This window comes from Paenibacillus sp. FSL K6-2859, from assembly GCF_038008265.1.
GTDB classification, from domain to species: Bacteria; Bacillota; Bacilli; order Paenibacillales; family Paenibacillaceae; genus Paenibacillus_AQ; species Paenibacillus_AQ nitricinens.
This window is the reverse complement of sequence record NZ_JBBOYU010000001.1, coordinates 2,999,939-3,022,417: the sequence shown is the minus strand read 5'-3', so window position 1 is coordinate 3,022,417 and position 22,479 is coordinate 2,999,939. Positions and strand designations below refer to the sequence as shown.

General features: G+C 41.1%; 24 protein-coding genes. 6 read left to right on the top strand and 18 right to left on the bottom strand.

Annotation, left to right across the window (positions count from 1 at the left end; translation table 11 throughout):
- Positions 1 to 56: 56 nt before the first annotated feature.
- Positions 57 to 695: a universal stress protein gene (locus tag MHB64_RS13300; protein ID WP_231573438.1), complete on the bottom strand. Its 639-nt coding sequence runs from the start codon at positions 693 to 695 to the stop codon at positions 57 to 59.
- A gap of 292 nt (positions 696 to 987) precedes the next feature.
- Between MHB64_RS13300 and MHB64_RS13295 the strand changes: the two genes are divergently transcribed.
- On the top strand, positions 988 to 1,320 hold the full coding sequence (locus tag MHB64_RS13295; RefSeq protein ID WP_094873804.1) for an ArsR/SmtB family transcription factor: 333 nt from the start codon (positions 988 to 990) through the stop codon (positions 1,318 to 1,320).
- Between the two features lie 18 nt (positions 1,321 to 1,338).
- Complete coding sequence (locus MHB64_RS13290) at positions 1,339 to 1,872, top strand: SRPBCC domain-containing protein (protein WP_094878077.1); 534 nt, start codon at positions 1,339 to 1,341, stop codon at positions 1,870 to 1,872.
- A gap of 52 nt (positions 1,873 to 1,924) precedes the next feature.
- On the opposite strand, the gene MHB64_RS13285 is transcribed toward MHB64_RS13290, so the two are convergent.
- Genes MHB64_RS13285 through MHB64_RS13265 form a run of 5 tightly spaced genes read right to left on the bottom strand, consistent with a single transcriptional unit; the run spans position 1,925 to position 6,585 of the window.
- The gene (locus MHB64_RS13285) at positions 1,925 to 2,677 is read right to left on the bottom strand and encodes an alpha/beta hydrolase (RefSeq protein ID WP_341134594.1); all 753 of its coding nucleotides are present in this window, start codon (positions 2,675 to 2,677) and stop codon (positions 1,925 to 1,927) included.
- A gap of 8 nt (positions 2,678 to 2,685) precedes the next feature.
- Entirely contained in the window at positions 2,686 to 3,486 is an 801-nt protein-coding gene (locus MHB64_RS13280) for an alpha/beta hydrolase (protein ID WP_341134593.1), read from the bottom strand.
- 19 nt (positions 3,487 to 3,505) lie between these two features.
- A complete protein-coding gene (locus MHB64_RS13275; protein ID WP_341134592.1) occupies positions 3,506 to 4,543 on the bottom strand; it encodes a FecCD family ABC transporter permease in 1,038 nt (345 codons plus the stop codon).
- The gene (locus MHB64_RS13270; RefSeq protein WP_341134591.1) at positions 4,536 to 5,552 is read right to left on the bottom strand and encodes a FecCD family ABC transporter permease; all 1,017 of its coding nucleotides are present in this window, start codon (positions 5,550 to 5,552) and stop codon (positions 4,536 to 4,538) included. The genes MHB64_RS13275 and MHB64_RS13270 overlap by 8 nt, the downstream gene beginning before the upstream one ends.
- A 13-nt stretch (positions 5,553 to 5,565) precedes the next feature.
- Positions 5,566 to 6,585: an ABC transporter substrate-binding protein gene (locus MHB64_RS13265; protein WP_341134590.1), complete on the bottom strand. Its 1,020-nt coding sequence runs from the start codon at positions 6,583 to 6,585 to the stop codon at positions 5,566 to 5,568.
- Positions 6,586 to 6,794: 209 nt separating this feature from the next.
- Between MHB64_RS13265 and MHB64_RS13260 the strand changes: the two genes are divergently transcribed.
- Positions 6,795 to 6,929, top strand: coding sequence for a hypothetical protein (locus MHB64_RS13260; RefSeq protein ID WP_341134589.1), 135 nt, complete (start codon positions 6,795 to 6,797; stop codon positions 6,927 to 6,929).
- A gap of 945 nt (positions 6,930 to 7,874) precedes the next feature.
- On the opposite strand, the gene MHB64_RS13255 is transcribed toward MHB64_RS13260, so the two are convergent.
- The 5 genes from MHB64_RS13255 to MHB64_RS13235 all read right to left on the bottom strand — a co-directional run bounded on the left by MHB64_RS13255 (position 7,875) and on the right by MHB64_RS13235 (position 11,262).
- Positions 7,875 to 8,954, bottom strand: a complete 1,080-nt coding sequence (locus MHB64_RS13255; protein ID WP_341134588.1) for a hypothetical protein — start codon at positions 8,952 to 8,954, stop codon at positions 7,875 to 7,877.
- Positions 8,906 to 9,943, bottom strand: coding sequence for a M56 family metallopeptidase (locus MHB64_RS13250; RefSeq protein ID WP_341134587.1), 1,038 nt, complete (start codon positions 9,941 to 9,943; stop codon positions 8,906 to 8,908). The genes MHB64_RS13255 and MHB64_RS13250 overlap by 49 nt, the downstream gene beginning before the upstream one ends.
- Before the next feature lie 2 nt (positions 9,944 to 9,945).
- The gene (locus MHB64_RS13245) at positions 9,946 to 10,308 is read right to left on the bottom strand and encodes a BlaI/MecI/CopY family transcriptional regulator (protein WP_094868653.1); all 363 of its coding nucleotides are present in this window, start codon (positions 10,306 to 10,308) and stop codon (positions 9,946 to 9,948) included.
- Between the two features lie 141 nt (positions 10,309 to 10,449).
- Positions 10,450 to 10,896, bottom strand: coding sequence for a hypothetical protein (locus tag MHB64_RS13240; RefSeq protein ID WP_341134586.1), 447 nt, complete (start codon positions 10,894 to 10,896; stop codon positions 10,450 to 10,452).
- Between the two features lie 27 nt (positions 10,897 to 10,923).
- Positions 10,924 to 11,262: a winged helix-turn-helix transcriptional regulator gene (locus MHB64_RS13235; protein ID WP_341134585.1), complete on the bottom strand. Its 339-nt coding sequence runs from the start codon at positions 11,260 to 11,262 to the stop codon at positions 10,924 to 10,926.
- Positions 11,263 to 11,417: 155 nt separating this feature from the next.
- Here MHB64_RS13235 and MHB64_RS13230 point away from each other — a divergent pair, with 155 nt between their 5' ends.
- Positions 11,418 to 12,146 (top strand): SDR family oxidoreductase, encoded by a 729-nt coding sequence (locus MHB64_RS13230; RefSeq protein WP_341134584.1) that lies wholly within the window; start codon positions 11,418 to 11,420, stop codon positions 12,144 to 12,146.
- Positions 12,147 to 12,234: 88 nt separating this feature from the next.
- Here the strand turns inward: MHB64_RS13230 and MHB64_RS13225 are convergent, their stop codons facing one another.
- The gene (locus MHB64_RS13225) at positions 12,235 to 13,056 is read right to left on the bottom strand and encodes a DUF2785 domain-containing protein (RefSeq protein ID WP_094868649.1); all 822 of its coding nucleotides are present in this window, start codon (positions 13,054 to 13,056) and stop codon (positions 12,235 to 12,237) included.
- Between the two features lie 213 nt (positions 13,057 to 13,269).
- On the opposite strand from MHB64_RS13225, the gene MHB64_RS13220 reads away from it, so the two are divergent.
- A complete protein-coding gene (locus MHB64_RS13220; protein ID WP_341134583.1) occupies positions 13,270 to 14,058 on the top strand; it encodes a tyrosine-protein phosphatase in 789 nt (262 codons plus the stop codon).
- 86 nt (positions 14,059 to 14,144) lie between these two features.
- Here the strand turns inward: MHB64_RS13220 and MHB64_RS13215 are convergent, their stop codons facing one another.
- The 6 genes from MHB64_RS13215 to MHB64_RS13190 all read right to left on the bottom strand — a co-directional run bounded on the left by MHB64_RS13215 (position 14,145) and on the right by MHB64_RS13190 (position 20,991).
- Positions 14,145 to 14,867: a sensor domain-containing protein gene (locus MHB64_RS13215; RefSeq protein WP_094868647.1), complete on the bottom strand. Its 723-nt coding sequence runs from the start codon at positions 14,865 to 14,867 to the stop codon at positions 14,145 to 14,147.
- A 126-nt stretch (positions 14,868 to 14,993) separates the two neighbouring features.
- Positions 14,994 to 16,133: a toxic anion resistance protein gene (locus MHB64_RS13210; RefSeq protein ID WP_341134582.1), complete on the bottom strand. Its 1,140-nt coding sequence runs from the start codon at positions 16,131 to 16,133 to the stop codon at positions 14,994 to 14,996.
- Positions 16,134 to 16,157: 24 nt separating this feature from the next.
- On the bottom strand, positions 16,158 to 17,846 hold the full coding sequence (locus MHB64_RS13205) for a vWA domain-containing protein (RefSeq protein WP_094868645.1): 1,689 nt from the start codon (positions 17,844 to 17,846) through the stop codon (positions 16,158 to 16,160).
- Between the two features lie 13 nt (positions 17,847 to 17,859).
- Positions 17,860 to 18,606, bottom strand: coding sequence for a hypothetical protein (locus MHB64_RS13200; protein WP_341136075.1), 747 nt, complete (start codon positions 18,604 to 18,606; stop codon positions 17,860 to 17,862).
- Positions 18,607 to 18,831: 225 nt separating this feature from the next.
- Positions 18,832 to 20,067 (bottom strand): molybdopterin-dependent oxidoreductase, encoded by a 1,236-nt coding sequence (locus MHB64_RS13195; RefSeq protein WP_341134581.1) that lies wholly within the window; start codon positions 20,065 to 20,067, stop codon positions 18,832 to 18,834.
- 45 nt (positions 20,068 to 20,112) lie between these two features.
- Positions 20,113 to 20,991 (bottom strand): LysR family transcriptional regulator, encoded by an 879-nt coding sequence (locus MHB64_RS13190; protein ID WP_341134580.1) that lies wholly within the window; start codon positions 20,989 to 20,991, stop codon positions 20,113 to 20,115.
- Positions 20,992 to 21,104: 113 nt separating this feature from the next.
- Here MHB64_RS13190 and MHB64_RS13185 point away from each other — a divergent pair, with 113 nt between their 5' ends.
- On the top strand, positions 21,105 to 22,394 hold the full coding sequence (locus MHB64_RS13185; RefSeq protein WP_341134579.1) for an adenylosuccinate synthase: 1,290 nt from the start codon (positions 21,105 to 21,107) through the stop codon (positions 22,392 to 22,394).
- Positions 22,395 to 22,479 lie beyond the last annotated feature (85 nt).

Here is a 22,479-nt window from a genome sequence, read left to right as displayed (position 1 = left end):
ATATGATTGGAAGGGCCCTTAATAATAGGCCCTCATGAAGATAAGGGCACGCCCGATTATAAAGAATCGGTCAATGTGCCATCACAAATATGCAAATATCTAGCCTTTCCATCTTCTTGCTCAATTCTGAATAAACCGTTCTCAAATTCTGTGTGTAATTCGTGAAAGAACTTTCCTTTAAGCGAATATTCTCCCTTGGGTTCATCACTGAGCTGATACTCATCCCCAATTTTGACCAGGTAGGCGATTACACCTTCCTCATGGGTTTCTTCCAACCCGGCGCGCATCCGTTGAACGGCCACGACATGCAGATCCATCATTTTCATTTTACCAATGAGTTCATTGATGAAATTACGTTTGGTAAGCTCCTGCCATCGAGTCTGGGCAGATTGTCCGATGACAATCTGTGTAACCTCATTCTTTTCAGCTACTTCTACAATAATATCAGTTGTTTTACGGCCTTCACGTTTCCGAATGATAAACTCTGCGCCAGCTTCATCGGCAAGACGTTTCCAAACCGTCATATACATTTCTTTGCTCTGATTATATTCATCATTGTCCGAACTATCGACATTTAATACAAACAATGGGGCCCCTATTATTTCAGACAGTTGCACACCACGCCGGATTAAACGCTCCCCATGCGGACCATAATGAACACAAACCATAATTTTTTCATTGTGTATGACCTTCACCCTCCTGTAACATGGCCAAGAAATACAAAAGGAGCCTACTGGCGTTAGGCCCCTTGCGTACATCAAAAACCGATAAGTTATACTTAATTATATCTATTCCTATGTTTTTTGTAAAGTTTAGTGGTTATCATGGAACATTTTTCTTCTTAATGCTTGTACTATGCCCTTCTTTTGAAGTTATCATACAATGAAAATTTTAAATATACCTTTACAGGAATATTCGCATAATGGTATATTGTAATCACGAATAGGAAATACGAATCAATTCAATGAATCGAAGTGATTTTTGTTTATGAATACTAACGTAATGAGTGCCTTAGCTGAGCCTCACCGCATGCAGATCGTTGAACTATTACGCGATAGCCCCCTAACCGTTGGAGAGATTGCGGAAAATCTTCAGCTGCGGCAGCCTCAAGCGTCTAAGCATTTGCGTGTACTCAGTGAAGCGGGGCTTATTGAAGTGCAAGCAGTTGCTAATCGGCGTATTTGCAAGCTCAGACCTGAACCATTTAAGGAAATAGACACTTGGTTAGAATCCTACCGCCATATGTGGGAGGAACGCTACGATCGACTGGATGATTATTTACAGAAGCTACAAAGCAAGGAATCAGATAAGGAAAAGTAAACGAGGAGGATCTATCCCATGACAAATTCTAACCAAACCAACCACCTAGTACACAAAGTTGAAGGCAGCACACTAATCTTAGAGCGTATTTTTAAAGCTCCACGTGAGCTAGTTTTTAAGGCTTTTTCTGAGGCTGAGCATTTGAAGCATTGGTGGGGGCCTAAAGGTTGGACGATTCCCGTATGTCATGTCGATTTCCGTCCAGGGGGGACTTGGCATTATTGCATGAAATGCGAGGATAAGAATCAGGGTGATTTTTACGGTATGGAGTCATGGGGCAAAGCGCTTTATCGGGAAATTACGTTTCCGGAGCAAATTATTTATACGGACTGGTTCTCAGATGCAGAGGGTAATATTTCGAAAGATCTGCCTGAAACGCTTGTACAACTAGATTTTATCGAGCTGGCTGGTCAAACGAAGCTGGTAAACACCGGTAAATACGCTTCTCCAGAAGCGTTACAACAAGTGATTGATATGGGGATGCTGCCGGGTATCTCTCAAACCTTTGATAATCTGGACGTACATCTTGAGAATTTACAGAAGAGCAACTAAAGCCGTGAAAATAGGACGATGCAAGGATACTCCCTCCTGCTCGTCCTTTTTATCATTTTACGGGAAACAAGAATCGGATGCTATTCGGAAAATATTGTAGGAAAAAGGTGTCATTATGCGTTCCCAGTGGATCTGTCTCAAACTTCACACGATGATCCGCTCCATCTATCTTCTCTTTTAAAAGATTAAAAGCACGTTTGCTATTAGGGACCATGTCCTTCTGTGCATTAGTCTTCTGGATACCTTCCTGTTCACCTACATACATATAAACTTTGCATTCCCGATCTAACCTTGTAATCTCCATGTAATCGATAAAATCTTTAAACCACACAGACGCAGATATGAGTATAAAGTTATCAAAAATTGGCTCCGTCCTGTACATCGCATACAGACTTATTAATCCACCTAATGAAACACCGCCTAATGCGAATTTGCCTGGCTCTTGAGAGATGCGATATGCACTTTTAATATATGGAACAAGATTCTGATAGACGTAATCTAAATAGGCATCCCCCTTGCCCCCAAAGGACCAATCCTTAAAAAGAGCAGGCATTTCCCAAGGTGTATATTCATCATTACGATGCTGAGAATCAATCCCGATAAAAATAACCGGATCCGTAATCCCCTCTTCCACATCATTTTCTATAGCTGCAATCGATTCTTTGAACAAAAAATCGCCATCCTGTAAGAAAACCGCGGGGAAGCTTCGTTCTGTAAACGATTGATATACTTTAGGAAGATACACGGTGATTTGTCGCCCCATATGTTCGAAGGTAGTTAGTTCTCCTAACATGATTTTCTTCATCCCCCTCCTTAACTATTCAACAGACGGAACGCTCTGCTCATGATGGTCGGCACTACTGACGCGTGGTTTTCATCTGGCGCTACGTAATGCTCAACCTGTAAATTCGGCAAAGAATACTCACAAAATTTTAAAAATAATCCTTTAGCATCATCGACCATAAACGCCTCTTCACTGCCCACTGTGATCAACAGCTTTCGTTGCTCGGGTCTTGTCATGTGACCCTGATTGCACCATTGATCCGCATAGGCCAGGATTTCATGATCATTCCACCAAATCGACGGGCTAGAAGCCAAATAATACTGGAATAACTCCGCACGAGTGAATAGTGTCCATAGGACAAACAAACCGCTTAATGAGTGACCAAACAAGGCTTGCTTCTGTGGATCGACATTATAATTTTTAGCGATCAGCGGCATCAATTCTAACTCTAAAAAAGATAAGAGCTTCTCGGCACCACCATGTGGCCCTAAGTCAGCATTTTTCAAACGATCTGGATATACATACTGCTCCGCAGTAGGCGTGAAATCATAAAATCTTCTTTTAGAAACCTCATCGTCTGAACCATAATGCCCAATACCGATCACGATGGCTGGTGCAATCAAAGTTTTCGGCGCATTTCTGGACTGCAATTTCACGACATCCCGGCCCAATTGAAAATATGAATTTCCATCGAGCATGTAATAGACAGGAAATCCCTTCTCAGGTGCTTCTACTCTCGGAAGTGAGACCTTTATATCATACGTGTAACCCATATACTGAGATTCTAGTTTCCATGATTCTGTGTGTTCGAGTTCAACTTGTGTTGACATATGTGCTGCTCACTCTCCCCTACACTCTAGACTTGGCTAATAAATATAAGAAATAAGGAATGCCAATAATCGAAACGACTATTCCCACAGGTAACTCTGCTGGCTGAAATAATGTTTTGGCAAAATAATCCGAGATCACAAGCAAGAACATCCCAACCACTGCACTGGATAACATAATATAGCGGTGATTTATCCCTACTAATCTTCTAGCGATGTGAGGAGCCATCAATCCTATAAAACCTATAGAACCGGACACAGACACACATACACTTACAATTCCTACACTGCATAACAGAAAGATTAGCTTTTCTTTTTCTACGGAGATTCCCAAGCTTTTTGTGCTGGAATCCTCCAATTGAAAATAATTGAGCAAGTAGCTTTTTCGATACATTACAAATCCTAAAATCAGCACCCAAGGTGTGATCATTATGATATAAGTCCAATTCGCGCTGTAAATACTTCCAACACTCCATACCGCAGCCATTTCGTAATCACTTGCATTCATTTTTAAAGAAAGATACAACGACAACGCCCCAAAACCACTGCTTATCGCGATCCCTGTCAATATCAAACGTTGCATATCAAGCGCACCATTCCGCCAAGAGAAAATAAAGATAACCACAACTGCGGCAAGCCCCCCCACAAAACCAAAGAGTGGCATGGCTAGTATCGAAAACCAGCTTTCTTTAAAAAAAGTAACCCCTGACATCTGAAAGAAAAACATAAATGCAACGATGGCAGCTCCGGCACCTGCATTAATCCCAAGGATACCTGGATCAGCCAGCCCGTTTCGGGTAATGCCTTGAATGACCGTTCCAGCCATCCCCAGACCTATGCCTACTAATGACGCAATAATGATCCGTGGCAATCGAAATTGAAAAATAACCAGGTCAAATTTAGGATTGGGATGGATTCGCAGCAGCGTTTTTATCACATCCATGACAGACATATCAAATGCGCCATTCGTTAGATGAAAATACCCCGCCACAAGCGTAAGCAGAATAAAAGCTAGTAGCGTCAATTGATAGCGACTATACTGTACTTTCCCTCTATCCACGCTGCTCTCCCCCTTTAACCCGAATTAAATAAAGGAAGAACGGGATGCCAATAAAGGCGGTCACAACGCCAATTGGCGTTTCAAACGGAAAGTTAATATACCGGCTTAAGACATCACAAAATGCTAAAAAAACAGCCCCAATGACTGCTGAGCAAGGAATGATGAAACGATAGTCGATACCAACTATAAAACGTGTAATATGAGGAATAATTAGACCAACAAAGGCAATCTTACCTACTAAGGCCACTGCTGTTCCGGTCAGACATATAACAGATAAAATACTGATGATTTTCACCCATTTTGTCCGTTGACCCAAGCTAATTGCTGTTTCATCCCCTAGGGAGGCAACCATTACAGATTTAGAAATACTAACCGCCAAGAGCAGACCAACGATTATAAAGGGAATGGACAATATTAGCATATCCGGATTTACAGTATGTATTTTTGAGCTATACCAAACGCTAACATTTTGTGAGACTTGAAAAAACATCGCTACTGCTGAGGCAATACTACTTAAAAATGTACCAATTACAGTACCAATAATGGCTAGTCTGACTGGAGATAAGCCGTTTTTGACCAATGAGCCAAATCCGAAAACCAACCCCGCTCCGATAGCGGAACCCACCATGGATAAAAGAATCATATGAACATTCGATAATCCAGGATAAAACACCATAGCCAACGTAATAACAAATGCCGATCCGTCATTTACTCCCATAATCGATGGTGATGCAAGATAATTCCGTGTAACGCCTTGCATTAATGCCCCTGGAACAGCCAGGGCCGCTCCAACTAATAAAGCGGCGATTACACGCGGTAATCTAGATGTCATAATAATGTTGTGGTCCACATTATTTGCGTCGAAGTGTGTAATCGCCTGCCAGATTGTTGCTATTCCAATATCCTTAACACCATATAAGACGGATACAACCATTGCTAATACGATGAATAATGGAGAAGTTGATAGGATCAATATAACTTTCCAATTTTTTGTATTCATCTTATTCATCGCACCTTCAGTTTTACTTCAACAGGTTTTCAATTGCAGTATCCAAGAATCTTACTTTTGACCAAGCCGTACCACCTTGCGCCAAAGGATCAATTGCATTTACAAAGACATGATTGTTTTTGACTGCATTCACGCTTTTGAAGATCGGATTCTTAAGTAAATCATCAAGTGCTGTTGCATTATCCGTATTCTCACTGGTCTCAAACTGCAAGAAAATATAGTCCGGATTAATTTCCGCTAAAGCTTCTAGTGAAAGCTCAGCTTGAGCTTTAGTAGTTGTTATTACTTCGGGAATGGTAGCACCTAAATCTTCGTAAATAACCGGATTTAGATAAACACCAGCAGGATATACACACATGCTGCCCTGACGAATACGGATCACAAGAATGGATTTATCTTTCAGTTTTTCTCCAATCTCAGCCTTTGCACCCGCGGCTTTAGATTCATAATCGCTAATAATCTTTTCCGCATCTGCTGACTTACCGGATAATTGACCTAATAAGCGCAAGTTATCTTTCCAGTTTGTTGAGATATGTGAATAAGGAATCATCGTTTGAATTTTATTAAGCGCACCCGACACATCTTCACCAAACTTGGAAGACCCTAAAATAACATCTGGATCTAGCTGCAAGATCGCCTCATTGCTCGGAGCAAATTTATCCCCCACTAAAGATGCACCAGCTAATTCAGTTGACAGATAACCTGGAATGGCATTTGCTATTGCAAGTACGCCTACAGGTTTCACTCCTAGGATTGCAGCATCTTCCATAGATTCCAGACTTGCAGCTACGATATTTTGAATCTCTGCAGGTACTACATAATCCTTACCTAGATATGTAATGGTTTGTTCAGTGGCAACTGTCTCTGCTGCCGCCGCATTTCCTTTGTTATTTGCATTTCCCTCTGTTGCTACTCCAGCATTATTTCCACTTTTTTCTGAAGCTGCGTTGTCCTTTGCATCGTTCCCACAAGCTGCCAAACTCAAAGCTAATACTGCTGATACCCCTGCTAATAAAACTTTTTTCTGATTCATTTTCTATCTCCCCATCTATATTTTTTTATCATTCCTTAATTCTAAAAAATGATAATGAGAATCGTTATCATATTAAATCATATGAGAATAATTATCAATACCTTTCTTTAAATAGTTGAAATTTTGTAAATTGTCAGATCAGTATAAAGGGAGAAATTCCCGTAGGTGACGTAATTGTTAAAAAAGAAAATGGAGCTGGCGGTGCATCCGTGTCACATGTACTGCATCTAATGCAGGTTGGTCTTCAAGAGGCGTACGCTCTGACAGAGCTTGTCGAGCTAGATGCACTCTCTGTCGTAGTTTGGAATAAGTTTCGTAAACAGTTGGATCTGCCAATGGCCTAGACTCTACCGTCCTATTAAGAACACCGAAGGCGTTTATGCTTGCTATAATAGAATTTTTGAAATTTCTAGATTGCGGAGAAATGTGAAATGAACTCAAGGGATGGGCCTATATTCTACTGTTGGCCATGGGGAGCCCTGTTTTTAATTAAGCACACGCCTCTTTGGGATGACGGACCGAGCGGATCTTAAATCCTTAGAATACATGTTTTAGTCGAGCTTACGGACAAATGTATTCGAATAACCGAATACATTGTGCCGAAGGTAACGTAAACGACCCAAATGTATGCGAATAACCGAATACATTGTGCCGAAGGCAATGTAAACGAGCCAAATGTATGCGAAAAACAGAATACATTGTGCCGAAGGTAACGTAAACGAGCCAAATGTATGTGAAAAACCGAATACATTGTGCCGAAGGTAACGTAAATAAGCCAATGTATGCGAATAACCGAATACATTGTGCCGAAGGTAACGCAAATAAGCCAAATGTATGCGAATAACCGAATACATTGTGCCGAAGGTAGCGTAAACGAGCCAAATGTATGCGAAAAACCGAATACATTGTGCCGAAGGTAACGTAATAAGCCAAATGTATGCGAATAACCGAATACATTGTGCCGAAGGTAACGTAATAAGCCAAATGTATGCGAATAACCGAATACATTGTGCCGAAGGTAACGTAATTAGCCAAATGTATGCGAAAAACCGAATACATTGTGCCGAAGGTAACATAATTAAGCCAATGTATGCGAAAAACCGAATACATTGTGCCGAAGGTAACGTAAACGAGCCAAATGTATGCGAAAAACCGAATACATTGTGCCGAAGGTAACGTAAACGAGCCAGCACCTATACACATCCTGAAGAACATTTAGAAGAACCCGCACCACATGCGGGTTCTTCTGCGCTATAAATATACTTCAACTTTTTTCATCAGTGGAAATTTTACGGCATATATTTCTCAGCAATGCTGGTGACATATCCGTCTTTTTTAGTGATCACACATGGGGGCATAAAATCAGTATATTGCTTGAAATATTCGATAAACTCCTGCTTGCTTACTTCTTTTAGAGCACCTGAATTAGCATCAACTATAGAATATTTGGTATCCTCTGTAACCTCTAATGGATCGGTATACGTATATTTGTTGAGGATATAAAATCCATTAGGCATATCATCATCTGGATTAATATTCAACCCTTTAAAGCGAGCGGAATCCTCCATTGTTAGCCATTCAATGTTATCAAAATCAAAGGAATGATTCTCCAGGCTAAGATTAAAAACATAGCCTATTAATATACTCTCGGGCGTGATCGCAAAATCATCAGCTGTAGCCTCATTGTCCACCACAAGCTGATCCAGCTTAACATGCTGACCCATTCCAATATCATTGCTTATATAATTCATTGCGACCTGTAAAGGATCAAGTTGTGCTGGCTCCTCCCCCTCATCAGCTAATGTCTGCAGACGGGCATAATATTCAGCTATCGTAACATCGGTTTGAGGTGTATTGTAATACTCATTTCCGTTCGAATCCTTCCAGCGCTCTACACTCCAAATCCCTGAAGCGCCTTGAATAACAGGTTGGGATAACAACAGTTGGCTTGTTTCGCCTGTAGTTAAGGGGAATTTCACTAGAATATGCTTCCCACTATAAGTTTCATGCGGAAGCTGATGGTTTGCTTCAAGAAACACACGCACTGCCATTTCTTGACCGGCTGGTGAAGACATATCATTCTCTCCGCTCCTGATGACGCCCAGATACTGCGGTGTTGAATTCATAATGGAAAAAATAAGTATCGGCTTTCCCATGCTTCCTTCTTCAGTAATAAATCCATCGACCATATTTTCCGTCATCGTCAGCTTAGTTGGATCATCCGGTTTCAAGCGATATTCTAAACTCCAAATTTCCAAGGGTGTTGCAAGCAGTTCGTCCAATGACGCTATTTTTTCAAGCTTAGTAATTTGACTATCAATTATTTTAATATCTGTACTGTTCTCATAGCTGGTAATGTTCTGCTCCATAAATTGCTCGCATAATCCTTTACGGTTAATGGATCATTTTTCGGATTACTTATGAGCCCGACACACAGTGCAGCCACGACTAAGATTGCGACTAAAATAACCCAAAAGGCTGGTTTTTTATAATTCAGAATATTTTTAATTCGTCCTTTTGTGTTGCTCTCGCCAAAGGCAAGTGGTGAACCACCCATAAACCGTCTTCCAGTAGATAAGGACAAAAGTGATGTCGAATATTCCTTTTTAATTCCACTGCCCATCTGTCTTATGACGCTTTCGTCACAGGACTTCTCCATATCATCACTCATCAGATAAAAAGCAAGCCAAACCAATGGATTAAACCAATGTACACACAGAACAGCGAACGCTAAAGGTTTTATCATGTGGTCGCACCTGTGTATGTGCACTTGCTCGTGTTTGATGATATAAGCTTTTTCATGATCGGAAAGACCGTTTGGAAGGTATATTCTAGGCTTAAAGAAGCCGAATACAAAAGGTGTAGAGATGCCGTTATGCTCATATACATTTTCGAAAAGTGGGGTTGCGTCTCTTAAGTTTCGTGAAAGTCGAATAGTAGTAACAATGCAGTAAATGAGCAGCAGCACAATCCCAATCAACCATAGATATTGGACAATGTTAATCCACACGTCTGAAGGATTTGAAGGGATGATACCACTTGGTACAGCAGGTGTAGAGGGGATAGGTACGGGTGATATATTATTTACGGCTTGCTCGGATGTGTTGATTACATTTGGGATTTGAGGCGTTTGTGTGTATAGCTTATTTAGAGGTGAGTTCTGGACTTCAGAAGGGATAAAACTAAATATACTCTCCATCGAGAACGGACATAGAAGTCGGAACAAAACCACAGACCATAAGGCAAAGGAGAATATTTTGGGAACTTTTCTTAAGAACAGCCGCGCCACGATGATAAACACAATCACATAACTTCCCGTAATGCTCATGTTTAAAATATGTCCAAACAGCTGAGCCACCGTTACTCCTCCTTATGCTCATGGATTAGTCTTAGAACATCATCAATTTCGCTTTCACTTAATTTCCGACTCTTTGTAAAAGCAGCCAAAAATTTGGGTAACGAACCGCCGAAGGTTTCCTTCACAAACGCCTTGCTCTGCTCCGCATAAAAGTCATCCTTTTTAATAAGAGAACCTACCACACCATTATCATTTTTAACAATCTCTTTAGCTTCAAGTCTTTTTAACATCGTATACGTCGTAGATTTCTTCCAGTTGAGCTCGGATTCACATAACTTCACCAGATTCCCTGAAGGAATCGGTTCGTGGTCCCATATTAATTCCGCAAATTTCCCTTCCATTTCGGTCATTCTGAGATCCTTCAACCTTGCACCTCCCGTTGGTCTACAATTCCTAGACCTTCCATTTGAATTAGAGTTTACAACTTGTAGACCGTTTTGTCTACAAAATATTTCCAAAAAAAAAGAGACTCTGTCTTTGTAAACATCGCCTCTTTGCTACCTTTATTAAGGGTAAAACACAGATAAGTCACGGAACAATAGTCCGCCCTCTTCTAGTCTGTTCAGCTCCTCTTCTACATCAGTTACAATATGGCTTTCTCGCTCATGAGCTGTATTGATTAACCACGGTTGCCCCTGTCTTAAAAAACAAAGATCATCAGGCACCCTAGTCTGCACCCATGAGTATAAGCTCGTAGAATAGGATAGTAAAATATCGACCGCATCCGGTGAACATCTAAAAAAATAAACATCTGCACAATGCCCCATAAGCCGAGTCCCAGGCCAATAATCATCTTTGACGATCTCTTTGAGAAAAGGCTGTAACCGTTCCAATAGTTCATATCCTTCTGGCTCTAACTCCATCTGATCACGTTTGACCAAAATAAATTCATCACATACTTCCATAGCTACCTGTATCAGCGTCTTATAGGCCTGACCCGTTGGGTCCTGCAAAATAGTATTTATAATAATGTCCGCCCCTTACTTATTTATATTATTTAAATACTCCTGATGCATCCTTCCCCAGCCACACATGCTATCCAAAACAGTAATTAGTGATTTGCCATGTTCTGAAATACTATATTCCACCCTCAATGGAAGCTCATGAAAAATCACACGATCGATAAGTTGATCCTCTTCAAGCTCCCGTAGTTGCTTAGTTAATGTCCCTTGAGAGACCTCTGGAATAATCCGCCTGAGTTCGCCAAATCGTTTGGTACCATCTATCAATAAAATAAATAAAATGAGCGGCTTCCACTTTCCACCGATCTTATCAAGCGTTGTAAGCACTCCGGCCAATCTCGGCTCCAGTAAATCCATGTGATCATCTCTTTCGATAGTTATTCTATTTAACAGCTAGTACGAACAATCGTACCTAGTACGAAAAAAGTGCGTACTGTGCAGAATTTCTTTTATACCTAATAATAAAAAACAGAACTTAAAAGTCCATTTAACTATGAACGGAGTAGATAAAAATGTCCAGGAATTCATTAAAAAACCAGCGAATCGTCATTATCGGAGGAAGCTCCGGAATTGGGCTCGCGACTGCCAAACAAGCGGTTGAACAAGGCGCATATGTCATAATCGCCGGGCGTTCACAAGAAAAATTAGAAAAAGCCCAACAATTTCTAGGGTCCGAATCTAACGAAATTCATTCGCTTGATAATCAAAATGAAGAAGACTTAAAGTCATTTTTCGAAAAAACCGGCAACTTCGATCATTTGTTCACTCCCGGCGCCTCCTATGTTAGAGGACCAATTACTTCAAGCTTAGAGATTGCTCATAGCTGCTTTAATGCAAAGTTCTGGCCTCAGTATAATGCTGTGAAATACGCGATCCCCTATATAAACGCAACAGGCTCTATTGTTCTGATGTCTGGCGCATTCGGTCAACGACCACTTGCCGATGGTGCCTCCTATGCAGCTTGTAACGGCGCGATTGAGAGTCTGGGAAAAGCATTGGCTGTAGAATTGGCTCCTATTCGAGTAAATGTTATCTCCCCAGGCACCATTCATACCAACTTTAATTGGATAGGAGCAGAACAAGAAACTAGAGACAATTCCTACGATGAATATACAAATATGAATATCCTTGGCAGGGTAGGGCATGCCGACGAAGCAGCACATACAACCCTTTATTTGATGACTAATAACTATACTACGGGAAGCACCCTATTTCCTGATGGGGGTTATATTTTACGATGAAAAATAAAAAAGCCCATATATTTGTGGGCTTTTTTTAATAAACTTAATCCTATGTAAGCGCCTGAATCGTTCCTCACTTGTTTCTTAATTAGGAATAGTATACTTTTTCTACTTTATATAATGTATGCTCGATAGTTGGGCAGAGATCGGCATCTACTTTATAAAATTTCACTCGAAAGTATAAACTTTTCAGAAAGTTCTTTATATTATTTTTTTGCCTAAAGGCAGGAAGAAACTCTGAACTTTTCTCCACATCACCAAAACTTTGAATCCATTGCTCTACATCAGTCTGACTAACTATTTTTCTATTTAAAATACTAATTATGGGTCTTACCATTCTCTCATCTTCCCCATCGGAGTAAATTCGATCTGTTATGATCATCTTTTCATAAACCAAATGGAGAATCGTTTTGAGGTCATTGTTATCCAGTTCGGAGCTTTGAGCTAAATCATCTAAAGCATCTGCTGCATGGGCTATGGCATGAGCCCAGCCCTTTTCTTCATCATACCCGCGGTAATCTCGCTCTTCTTGTACATTGTAAAATACTTTCTCTTTTATCTGATGAATTTGCTCTCTTGAGAGAAATGGTGATTCTCTATGTCTCTCTAAGACGAGTGGTATGACTAGCATTGAGAAAGATCGAGTAAAGACAGCGTCTGTATTTGTTTCACCAAGCTTAAAATGCAAATGGTTATGATCCAAAATAACTGGAAGAAGTTGTTCTAGTTCATTTGCAGTTAGAGAATTACCAGGAATCCAATGTGATAAGATTGTATAAATCAGGTCATCACGCAGCTCGGCATCCACAGAACCGATGTTATGTATCATTTCTTGTATCAACTGGTTGGTATCGGGAGGTGCTTGGTAGCCATTTTCTTTTATTACTATCAACTTTTCTTTTAAATTCATTTTACACACTCCTACTAGAAATTTCCGTATACAGCGCAATAGCGCGACAATTAACAGAGATATTAGTTTATAAAATGTCACACTATCCTTTCGGGTTGTTGGTATTTATCATGGTACTATATATAGTATTATGGGCAAACTTTTATTGTTAAGCGACACCCTTTTCACATTTTAGAATAGCCTATTCAATAACCAACCAAAGGTGGTACGAAAATGAACCAGAAACTAGGTACAACAGATTCTAAGCATCGTGTTATCCCCTTTAAAGGCGTCCTCAATTTCCGAGATATGGGCGGATACACCACCTCAGATGGCCGTAGAGTCAAATACGGTTTGTTTTTTCGATCAGCCGAATTAACAGGAATGACCGATCAAGATATAAAACTCTTAAAATCACTGGGGATAAAGACCATATTTGATTATCGGGGAATAGAAGAAATCCGTTTAAAACCAGATCCAGTCATTCCAGGAGTTAATAACATTTGTGTACCTGCACTAAAGCAAGAGGTGCCTGGAGACATGAGAGATGTGGTTCGTTCTGGATTCCTTGAACATTTTACGACAGACTTTTTGGTTAATATGTATTTGGATATGGCCTTTAATAACCCTTCCTTCAAACGACTTATGGCAACTATTATGCTTCCAAATGAATTCAGTATCCTGCATCATTGTGCCGGTGGAAGAGATCGCACTGGCGTAGGATCAGCATTCATCTTCCTGGCACTTGGGGTTCCAAGAGAGACGATTATAGAAGACTATTTGCTCTCCAATCAGACACTTGGTCCTTTGAATGAGCAAATAAAAAAGCAAGCCTCACAGCATTTGTCACCTAAGGAAGTCGATACTGTTATGGCTGCGCTTATACTGCGTAGAGAATTCATGGAAGCCATTTTCTCTGCCATCGACGCGCGTTATAAAAGTGTAGAGATTTTCCTCGAACAGGAATTCGGCATGACTGCTGATAAGCGCAAGCAGCTACAAGCCTACTGTTTAGAAGCTTAATAACTTATTGAGCCATGGACTAATCCATTAAGATAGCGATTAAAGTAGAAGAAGCGTAGCTCTTTAAGAGCTACGCTTCTTTCCATTTAATACTGACGTTCTTCCTCGTAGGATACAAACAACATTCTACGCTGTACATCCATCAACGATTTAATCACCCAAGTTGCGATCACAGAAACGACGAGTCCCGCTACAACATAGGAAATGTATTGCTGAGATAATGTCCAGTCGATATTAAATAAGGCAAACACACTATTCTCCAAAATATTCAAATCCATCGTTTGCAAGAAAATCTGATGTAACACAGGTAGTGTGATCAGACCGAGCGCAGCCGCTACCACAGTTATCGTTAATGAGAAGAAGATAATGCTGGATACGAATCGTCCCATAATCAGCATAATGTTACGTGCAAACTTTGAACCATCAAAGCCTAACTTCATGCGTTGCAGGAAGCCCGCTCCCTCTTGCTTCATATCCGTTCTACGCTCTTCATTCGGTCTTGGAATATCCAGCAGTGATCTTACTAGCTCTTGCTCAAATTTCACAATGTAGTCTAACCCTTTAGCTACTGCGAAAAATAAGGGAATACCGATAAAAATTGGTGTTAACGCAATGGATAACGCTAACCCTGTCACCATAAACACGAAATATACTATCGTAATCGGCAAAGAGATTATAAAATACAACATACTTCGATAGGTCTTGGGACTTGATCGACGTTTGCCTGGTTTAGATTGTGATTTCGATTCTACGGGAATCTGCATGGAATCTACCGCTCCGATCGGCATTGTATACAACTTATCATTCATTTCTTATGTCCTTCCTCTCACGTTATCAATTAATCTCATTATACGTGAGAATAAGAAGGCTCAAAACAGTCTTAGGACCGGAGTCTTACCAGACTAAAGGCTAGGATGGCTTTAGACCGGTAACAGCTACAAGCCCAGCTTATTTCCCTTCTCGAGCCGCACGATCTGCTGTTCTCCGCTATCTGCCAGCTCTCTGAACTGGTTAATGGTTTCACGCATTTTAGGAAGAGCTTCCTGCTTATACGTACTTATCGAATCTAAAGCAGATAGCACATCTGTAAATGCCTGTTTTAAAGTATCTACAGAAATACTTGATTCTAGGGATTGTTTATGGATTGCCGCCCCCTGATCTTTCAACATTTTTGAGGTGCCGCTTATTAGCGTGTTGGTCGTTTGGTTTAAGAGTTCAATTTTTTTCAAAACAATTCGTTGATTATAGAGTGCACTGGCCACCGTAACGGAGATTTTCAGGGCAGAAACCGTAACATTTCTGGCTCTGTCTACTCCTCTGATTAACTCTTTGTTATTTCGAATTACTACTTCGATGGCCATAATTCCTTGCTGATTCACTACCAGCATCTGTTGGAGATCCATCACACGCTGCCGTAGAGGAAACAAAACCTCCTCTGTTATGAACTTTACTCTTTCTTCGTCCTCATTGCGTAGCTTAGCTGCTTCTAGTTGAGCCTCAATCTCCTGATCCATCAGCATACCGAGCTGAATTTCCTTCTGTAATTTTTTAGTGAGCTCTCTAAGTGATTGCTGCTCGAACTCTAACGTTGTGTTATCGTTTTTCAATACGGTCTTACCTTTATCTAAAGAAATGATAATATCTGAGATTACAGCGTCTGCCTTTTGATACTTCGCGAAATAACTCCGTAATGGATTAAAGAACTTGCCTAGAAGACCACTTTTAGCAAAATCCACAGCGCTTGGGTCTAGATCTTTCAACTGGAGATTGAGCTCTGTTAAACCCTTAGCAACTTGCCCACCTTCATCCCCTGTTTTCGATAAATTCCCGACAGAAACTTGTAAAAGAGAGTTCTTGTCTGAAGATGATCTCATGGTGCTCATTCCGAAGCTGTCTATGGATTGCAGTACTTCTTTTCGTTTATCCAATGACTCTAAATCCAGCTCCAAAATCGTTGAGACATTGGTTATGGCCATTTCTTTCAGTTGCGTTACTTCCTCTGGCTCAGGTTTAACCTGAGCTTCAATCGCGGATTTCAATTTCTCTGGACTTACCACTTCCATCGTGAAAGACATAGAACCCCTCCTAACAAATTTAACTTACATTTGGACATTAAGTAGATTACCGATTTTATAGACTACGTCATCTGTATCCGCATTGATGTTAGCTGCTTCATTAATACTTGAAATGCTCTCCAGTGCTTTAATATTTGCGTTGTAGCCAATGGTGTAAATCGGAATTTTGTAGGTTTCAATTAAGCCCCTGATATCATTCAGTGAATGACCTTCATTCGTCTCTCCATCACTTAATACAAAGATTAATGGTTTGATTTCCGGGTTTATCTTCATTTCGTCTTGAAGCATTTTGAGCGCCACCACAATTCCATCAAAAGTCGCTGTTCCCCCATTCGCCTGAAGACCATCTATCGCCCCAACAAACATCGACTGCTGATTCGTGTCATATTTGCCAATTGGAAGATTTATCGTAACGTTATCGGAGTAGGAAACAAAACCAATACTATTATCTTTGCCTAAGTATTTCTGTCCATTTAATAATGATTGCTTTAAACGATTTAAAGGCTCCCCGTTCATGCTACCTGAAACATCGGCTACAAATACTGCTGCAATGGGCTTATTACCGTTTTTCTTCTCTTTCCACAGCTTTTGCGCCGAGGATAATAGATTTCCATCCACTGGATTAACTTCCGAATGATAGTCATTCAGTCCGTTAAAGCCTTTTTCCTCACCTAAACGCTGGTATTTATCCTTTTCAACAAACTCCGCGAATTTTTCAATAATGTCCAGCTTCTCTTGTGGTAGATCACCTAATGCGTAAAGGGGGCTGTCATGTCTTACACCAAAAGGAGTAAATACATAGCTCCCCTTCAGTTCAGGAGCATTTGCGAAAATTTGGTACTCTAAGACAAATGCATCCAGCTTTCCAGTTTTAGCCGCTTCGCGCATTTGTAAAGTCGTCGACGCGAGAAATGGGACATTGGCTTGGAATTTCTCAAAGCCCTGAACCGCTTGTTCTCCAAGCAAATTAGAACTGTCAAACGTCCCAAGTGCAGTCACAAGAAAGTTCAGACCTGTTGAGCTGGCAAAAGGATCCGTATAGCCCATAGATAATTCATTATTCGCTATTGCATCTGTGATCGTCTTGACGTTCAAAGAACCGTATTTCTCGACTAACTCATCATATTTCGTTTTGTTCGTAACAATACCAGCAACATTGCCAATCAGACGATTGGTTATAAGCTGCGTTTTGATGCCGTTTGCTTTCACCATCTCACCCCATAACTCATTGGATGGTGTAAACGCATCTGGTATATATTTACCAGACCTTATGTAATCCGTCGCTGTTCCTGAAGCAATATTGCGAATTTTTACTGAAACAGGTAATCCGTTCACTTCTATATTCGAACTATTAAAATCTGTCGCCACTTCATTAAGCCATCCATCATTACCCGTTCCTGATTTCTCTGTGGATGAAAAGATTTCGACAAAGCTATCCGTTGTATTGGTTACTGATATAGGAAATTTAGAAATATCCGGCAAGGAATCACCAATCGCTACAGGATCAAGGTCGATTTGTCCTTTGACCTGCTCTGCGGTGTTTACATTAATTTTTTTATAAAGTTTATCCAGTTGTTTACCTGCATCTTCCGTTGAGACCTCACTAGTGGATTTGCCTAAATTAGATGTTAAGGTGATCCCAAAATATACAAGTGCAAAAACGACTACAGTTATAATTCCGAGTACAAGAAATGTTCTCCCTTTCCTAGCCATTCGCATCGCCCTTTCATTGCTTATAGAATTTCGTCTGTTTGATCAATTCATCGATCTCCTTCATACAAGGCATTTCTTCAACATCTTTATAATTCGTGCTGTCTAGTAACGATATTTCAAGTAGCAATTGATCTAACTTCAGCAAAATTTCTTCGTTTGCTCCGAGATACCCCGTTACATAAGCCAAATACTCATGGTAAAGAGCTGTTTTTTTCTGCACCAGTTTTTCTGAGAACTGCGCAGTTCTCTGCTGGCTGGTAAAAAGAGTGAATTCTGAAGCGTCAAAAACACTCAACTTATTAAGAATCCCTCGGATATTCAAATAGAAGAGCTTCTCTACTTCACAACTAACTGCCATAAACTTCTTAAAGCTTAACTCCGACTGCTCAAATCTCTGACCAAGGACAACCATTAACGTGTTTTTCTTCTTTTCCATCCGAATGACTTGATCCAAAGCCAGCGTAATGTCCTTCTTCAGCACCTTTACATTTCTGTATTGCGATAGCGCTACTATATAATCCTCATGCGTCTTTATCTCTTTTACAGGTGGAGCCACCGAAGGTTTAAACAGCAAATTATAACTTCCATAGAGGACAACGAGAAGACTGATCACTACTAATGTCACGCCAAAGGAGGTCTCTAGAACACTTACTCCCCCAATTTCGAGCCCTAATAGCCCTGGTGACAAAACAATAATATTCAGTAACACCACGCCAACTATAAGTCCTAATAGCTTTACGGATCTTGCACCGTTCAACATAAACACCTCCCTAACCGATCCGGTAACTTTTTCCATCATTTGCTTTATTTTATCAGAAACTAACTCACCATACTCCTTTTATTTACAAAAAAACTAATTTTCCGCAGATGATCTATGCCCCTCGTTGATTCACTTCTATATATATGGAAATATTTCTGTGTTTACATCCCTAATCACAAAAAAACCTTAACAGGCCCAAAGCCCATTAAGGTTAAAATCTCATTTTCATACCCAAGCGTCATTCGAATATCCTCGTTGCTCCCAATATCCTGTATGCTCTCCCTCGATCAGTTCAATCCGGTTCAACCACTTCACTGACTTGTAAGCGAACATTTTGGGAACAATTAGCCGAACCGGTCCACCGAGATCGCTTGGAATCGGTTTCCCGTCATGCATAACCGCGACCATAACATCGTCCATATCCGCTTGTTCCAATGTAAGAGTATCAGTATATACCCCATCCCCTGAGTAGAACTTCACTGTCTTTGCAGTAGACTTCACACCAGCCCGTTGCAGAAGATCCTTCAACTTGATGCCCTCCCAGGTATTCTTATAGACGGACCAACCTGTCACGCAGTGAAAATCACTCACTTGAACCGTCCGATGCAACTGAACGAATTGCTCCCAATTCCATGAAAAGCTCTGATCAACAAGACCATCCAACTTAAAGGACCAATTATCGTTCGTGAACTCAGGAATAGGGGTTACAGTATAAACACGGAATTGACCCTGCGATCCACCTCCAAGAGGCGGTGAAGATGCTGCCAGTGGCTGCGGTGCTGGCAACAGCTGATTGCGATCATTCTCGATTAATTTATCGATCGTTTCGCTACCACCTATGTTACCAATCGAGCTGCCTAACCATTTTACAAATGAGGGTCCGATTGTAAGGGCAAGCCCTACACCGATCGTCCCTCGAATGAAAGCTCTACGTGTATAGACTGGCTGCGGAGTATTCTGAGAAGTTGTAATGACATTCCCCTCGCTCTTGATGGTCCGACGATTCGGCTCCTTCAGCCACTTCACACGAGTCAATGAGTGATAGATAATGTAAGGCAGTCCAATCCATGTCAGGACATCATGAACGACCAATGCAAGATTAGATACTTGCGGTCCTACCGTACGAAATTGCCACAACAATACGCCAGAAACGAACCACCCAAGCAACAGAAAGAGCACAACAAGTACATTAAACCGCTGCCAAGGTTTTTCCTTTAGCTGTTTCCAATGTTTACTGGCCAGCAGAAGATAATAGATCACTGGAAGGATAGATGCGATTCCTACCACAATATGCAAGCCTTTAATCCATACCCTGCCTTCACCAAGGAAACCTCGCCAGAAACCGCCTACTAGCACAAGCCCAGTCAAGGCCAATATCACGACGATCCAGCCGTTCCAGGTGTGAAGTGAACGCAGCTTTTTCCCGTATCCCTTGCGTAGCCGACCAAGTATATCACTCATAGCTTAGCCTCCTCCTCATGTGTATGATCCCGCATCCGAATTAATTTAGTCCAATAAAGTTAAAAAGGACTTTGATGCAGCAGAGAGAGGAACCCCTCGAAGCGTCGCTATCCCGATGTTACGCTCCGGAAATGGCGGATCTAAAGGAATTTCTACAAGCTCCCCACTTTTTAATTCTTCCTTTACATAATCACGAATAACAAAAGCTAAACCAAAGCCACGTAAAGCGAACTGAACAAGAAGATCTACACTGCCAAGTTCAAACTCTGGTGTTATCGTCACATGATTGGAGGCAAGAAACCCATCTATGTACTTTCTTGTGCTGCCTCCTGGCTCTAGAAATAATAATGGGTACTGCTTGATGTTTGAAAGCGGCATTGTATTATCCGCTAAATGACGGAAGCCCTTGCCTCCTACAAGACAATCTTGGAGCCGTGTACTCTTACGAAATTCAATCTGTTTGTCCGATGCCGGTAAGCTAACGATACCGAAATCAATTTTACCTTCTTTTAAAAGCGTGAGCGTTTCCGGTGTTGTTCGATTCGTAATATGAATTCGCACATTAGGATATTGTTCATGATATTGTTCGAGATAAGATAACAAGTAATATTTGCAGAGGGTATCACTTGCACCGATATGAATCTCCCCGCTATTTAAATTGTTCATTTCAGCTATCGCCCGCTCACCCATCTCCACATTCTGAAAGGCTTGCTCAATGAATCGCAGCAGTACTTTTCCTTCTGTTGTTAGATCCACCCCTCTAGAGGTACGAAAAAATAAGGGTCCGCCCATTTTTTCTTCCAATTGCTTAATCGTGTGACTCACCGCTGGTTGTGTGATATTCAGCCGTTCTGCTGCCGCAGTTAAGCTGCCTGTTTGTGCTACCCAATAAAAAGAGCGATACCATTCCAAGTTGATGTCCATTCCCAAGTCATTACCTCACCTTATAATAGATATTACATATATCAATTTTTCTAATATTATATCTAGCATTATACTTAGACCTGTAGCCAATCACAAGCTTGGGAGGTAATTACGTGACCGTAATCGCAATTGTAGGAGCTAACTGGGGAGATGAAGGCAAAGGGAAGATGACGGATGTACTAGCCGCTCAATCCTCCTATGTAGTTCGTTTTCAAGGTGGAAGTAATGCTGGCCATACCATCATTAACCAGTATGGAAAATTTTCGCTTCATATGCTGCCTTCTGGTGTATTTTACCCTTCAGTTACAAACATTATTGGACCAGGAACAGCACTTGATACAGAAGTATTAGTAAAGGAATTGCAGGCATTAGCAGATAGAGGGGTTCCAAAACCGAAGTTGTACGTATCTGAGCGTGCTCAAATCGTACTCTCGATCCATCGTTGTTTTGATGAGCTGGAAGAGGAACGACTTGGATCACAAGGGTTCGGTTCAACCAAGCGAGGGATAGCGCCATTCTACGCGGATAAATATGCCAAGCTCGGCATACAGGTTGCGGATTTATTTGATCCTATCCAACTTGAGAAACGTCTCGAACAATTACTTGCTTCAAAAAACATATTGCTCGAACATTTGTATAAGAAAGCCCCTTTCCAAGTTTCGGAATTAATGGCTCAGTTGCAAAAGGAAGCTGCGCAATTGACACCATACGTTGCCAATACAACAGAAATACTGCAAGAAGCTTATGCAAAAGATGAGACGATTCTGCTTGAAGGGCAGTTAGGCGCTCTGCGTGATCCTGATCACGGGATTTATCCTTACTCTACCTCATCATCGACACTTGCCGGATATGCACCTGTCGGCGCGGGTCTACCTGCGGCTGCCATCACGAATGTTATCGCTGTAACGAAGGCATATTCCAGTTGTGTTGGTGCCGGACCTTTTGTATCTGAATTAGAAGGCCCTGTAGCGGATGAACTTCGCACAAGAGGTGGCGATGCTGGGGAATTCGGAGCAACTACGAGTCGTCCTAGACGTATGGGTTGGTTTGATGCTGTAGCTACACGTTATGGATGCCTGATGCAAGGTGCAACGGAGGTTGTGTTGACCAATCTGGATGTTCTTGGTTATTTGAATGAGATTCCGGTTTGCGTTGCCTATGAACTTGAAAATGGGGATATCACTGACAAGTTTCCAGCAACAAATAAGCTAAACACAGCAAAACCGATAATAACGCATTTATCTGGCTGGAACTGCGATATTTCCCATATCACGAACTTCGACGAGCTGCCAGAGCAAGCTAAAAGTTACGTGGACTTTATTGAAACGTCTATTGGAATACGTATTTCTACTGTTTCTGTGGGACCTAGACGTGATCAGGTCATTCATCGTACGCTGAAATAATTTCATACCCAGCATAGTGTGAAATGTATACTTTCTTATATTTCAAAATAAGGATGCCTAGTTGTACTTACATGCAATATGCATA

What these genes read in the sequence shown, in the direction of transcription:
- MHB64_RS13205 (WP_094868645.1), bottom strand. Translation starts at nt 17,846, where the DNA reads ATGGCTAGGAAAGGGAGAACATTTCTTGTACTCGGAATTATAACTGTA.
- MHB64_RS13280 (WP_341134593.1), bottom strand. Translation starts at nt 3,486, where the DNA reads ATGTCAACACAAGTTGAACTCGAACACACAGAATCATGGAAACTAGAA.
- MHB64_RS13200 (WP_341136075.1), bottom strand. Translation starts at nt 18,606, where the DNA reads ATGTTGAACGGTGCAAGATCCGTAAAGCTATTAGGACTTATAGTTGGC.
- MHB64_RS13265 (WP_341134590.1), bottom strand. Translation starts at nt 6,585, where the DNA reads ATGAATCAGAAAAAAGTTTTATTAGCAGGGGTATCAGCAGTATTAGCT.
- MHB64_RS13235 (WP_341134585.1), bottom strand. Translation starts at nt 11,262, where the DNA reads ATGGATTTACTGGAGCCGAGATTGGCCGGAGTGCTTACAACGCTTGAT.
- MHB64_RS13190 (WP_341134580.1), bottom strand. Translation starts at nt 20,991, where the DNA reads ATGGACATCAACTTGGAATGGTATCGCTCTTTTTATTGGGTAGCACAA.
- MHB64_RS13295 (WP_094873804.1), top strand. Translation starts at nt 988, where the DNA reads ATGAATACTAACGTAATGAGTGCCTTAGCTGAGCCTCACCGCATGCAG.
- MHB64_RS13290 (WP_094878077.1), top strand. Translation starts at nt 1,339, where the DNA reads ATGACAAATTCTAACCAAACCAACCACCTAGTACACAAAGTTGAAGGC.
- MHB64_RS13255 (WP_341134588.1), bottom strand. Translation starts at nt 8,954, where the DNA reads ATGGAGCAGAACATTACCAGCTATGAGAACAGTACAGATATTAAAATA.
- MHB64_RS13220 (WP_341134583.1), top strand. Translation starts at nt 13,270, where the DNA reads ATGAACCAGAAACTAGGTACAACAGATTCTAAGCATCGTGTTATCCCC.
- MHB64_RS13270 (WP_341134591.1), bottom strand. Translation starts at nt 5,552, where the DNA reads ATGAATAAGATGAATACAAAAAATTGGAAAGTTATATTGATCCTATCA.
- MHB64_RS13225 (WP_094868649.1), bottom strand. Translation starts at nt 13,056, where the DNA reads ATGAATTTAAAAGAAAAGTTGATAGTAATAAAAGAAAATGGCTACCAA.
- MHB64_RS13230 (WP_341134584.1), top strand. Translation starts at nt 11,418, where the DNA reads ATGTCCAGGAATTCATTAAAAAACCAGCGAATCGTCATTATCGGAGGA.
- MHB64_RS13285 (WP_341134594.1), bottom strand. Translation starts at nt 2,677, where the DNA reads ATGAAGAAAATCATGTTAGGAGAACTAACTACCTTCGAACATATGGGG.
- MHB64_RS13215 (WP_094868647.1), bottom strand. Translation starts at nt 14,867, where the DNA reads ATGAATGATAAGTTGTATACAATGCCGATCGGAGCGGTAGATTCCATG.
- MHB64_RS13210 (WP_341134582.1), bottom strand. Translation starts at nt 16,133, where the DNA reads ATGTCTTTCACGATGGAAGTGGTAAGTCCAGAGAAATTGAAATCCGCG.
- MHB64_RS13195 (WP_341134581.1), bottom strand. Translation starts at nt 20,067, where the DNA reads ATGAGTGATATACTTGGTCGGCTACGCAAGGGATACGGGAAAAAGCTG.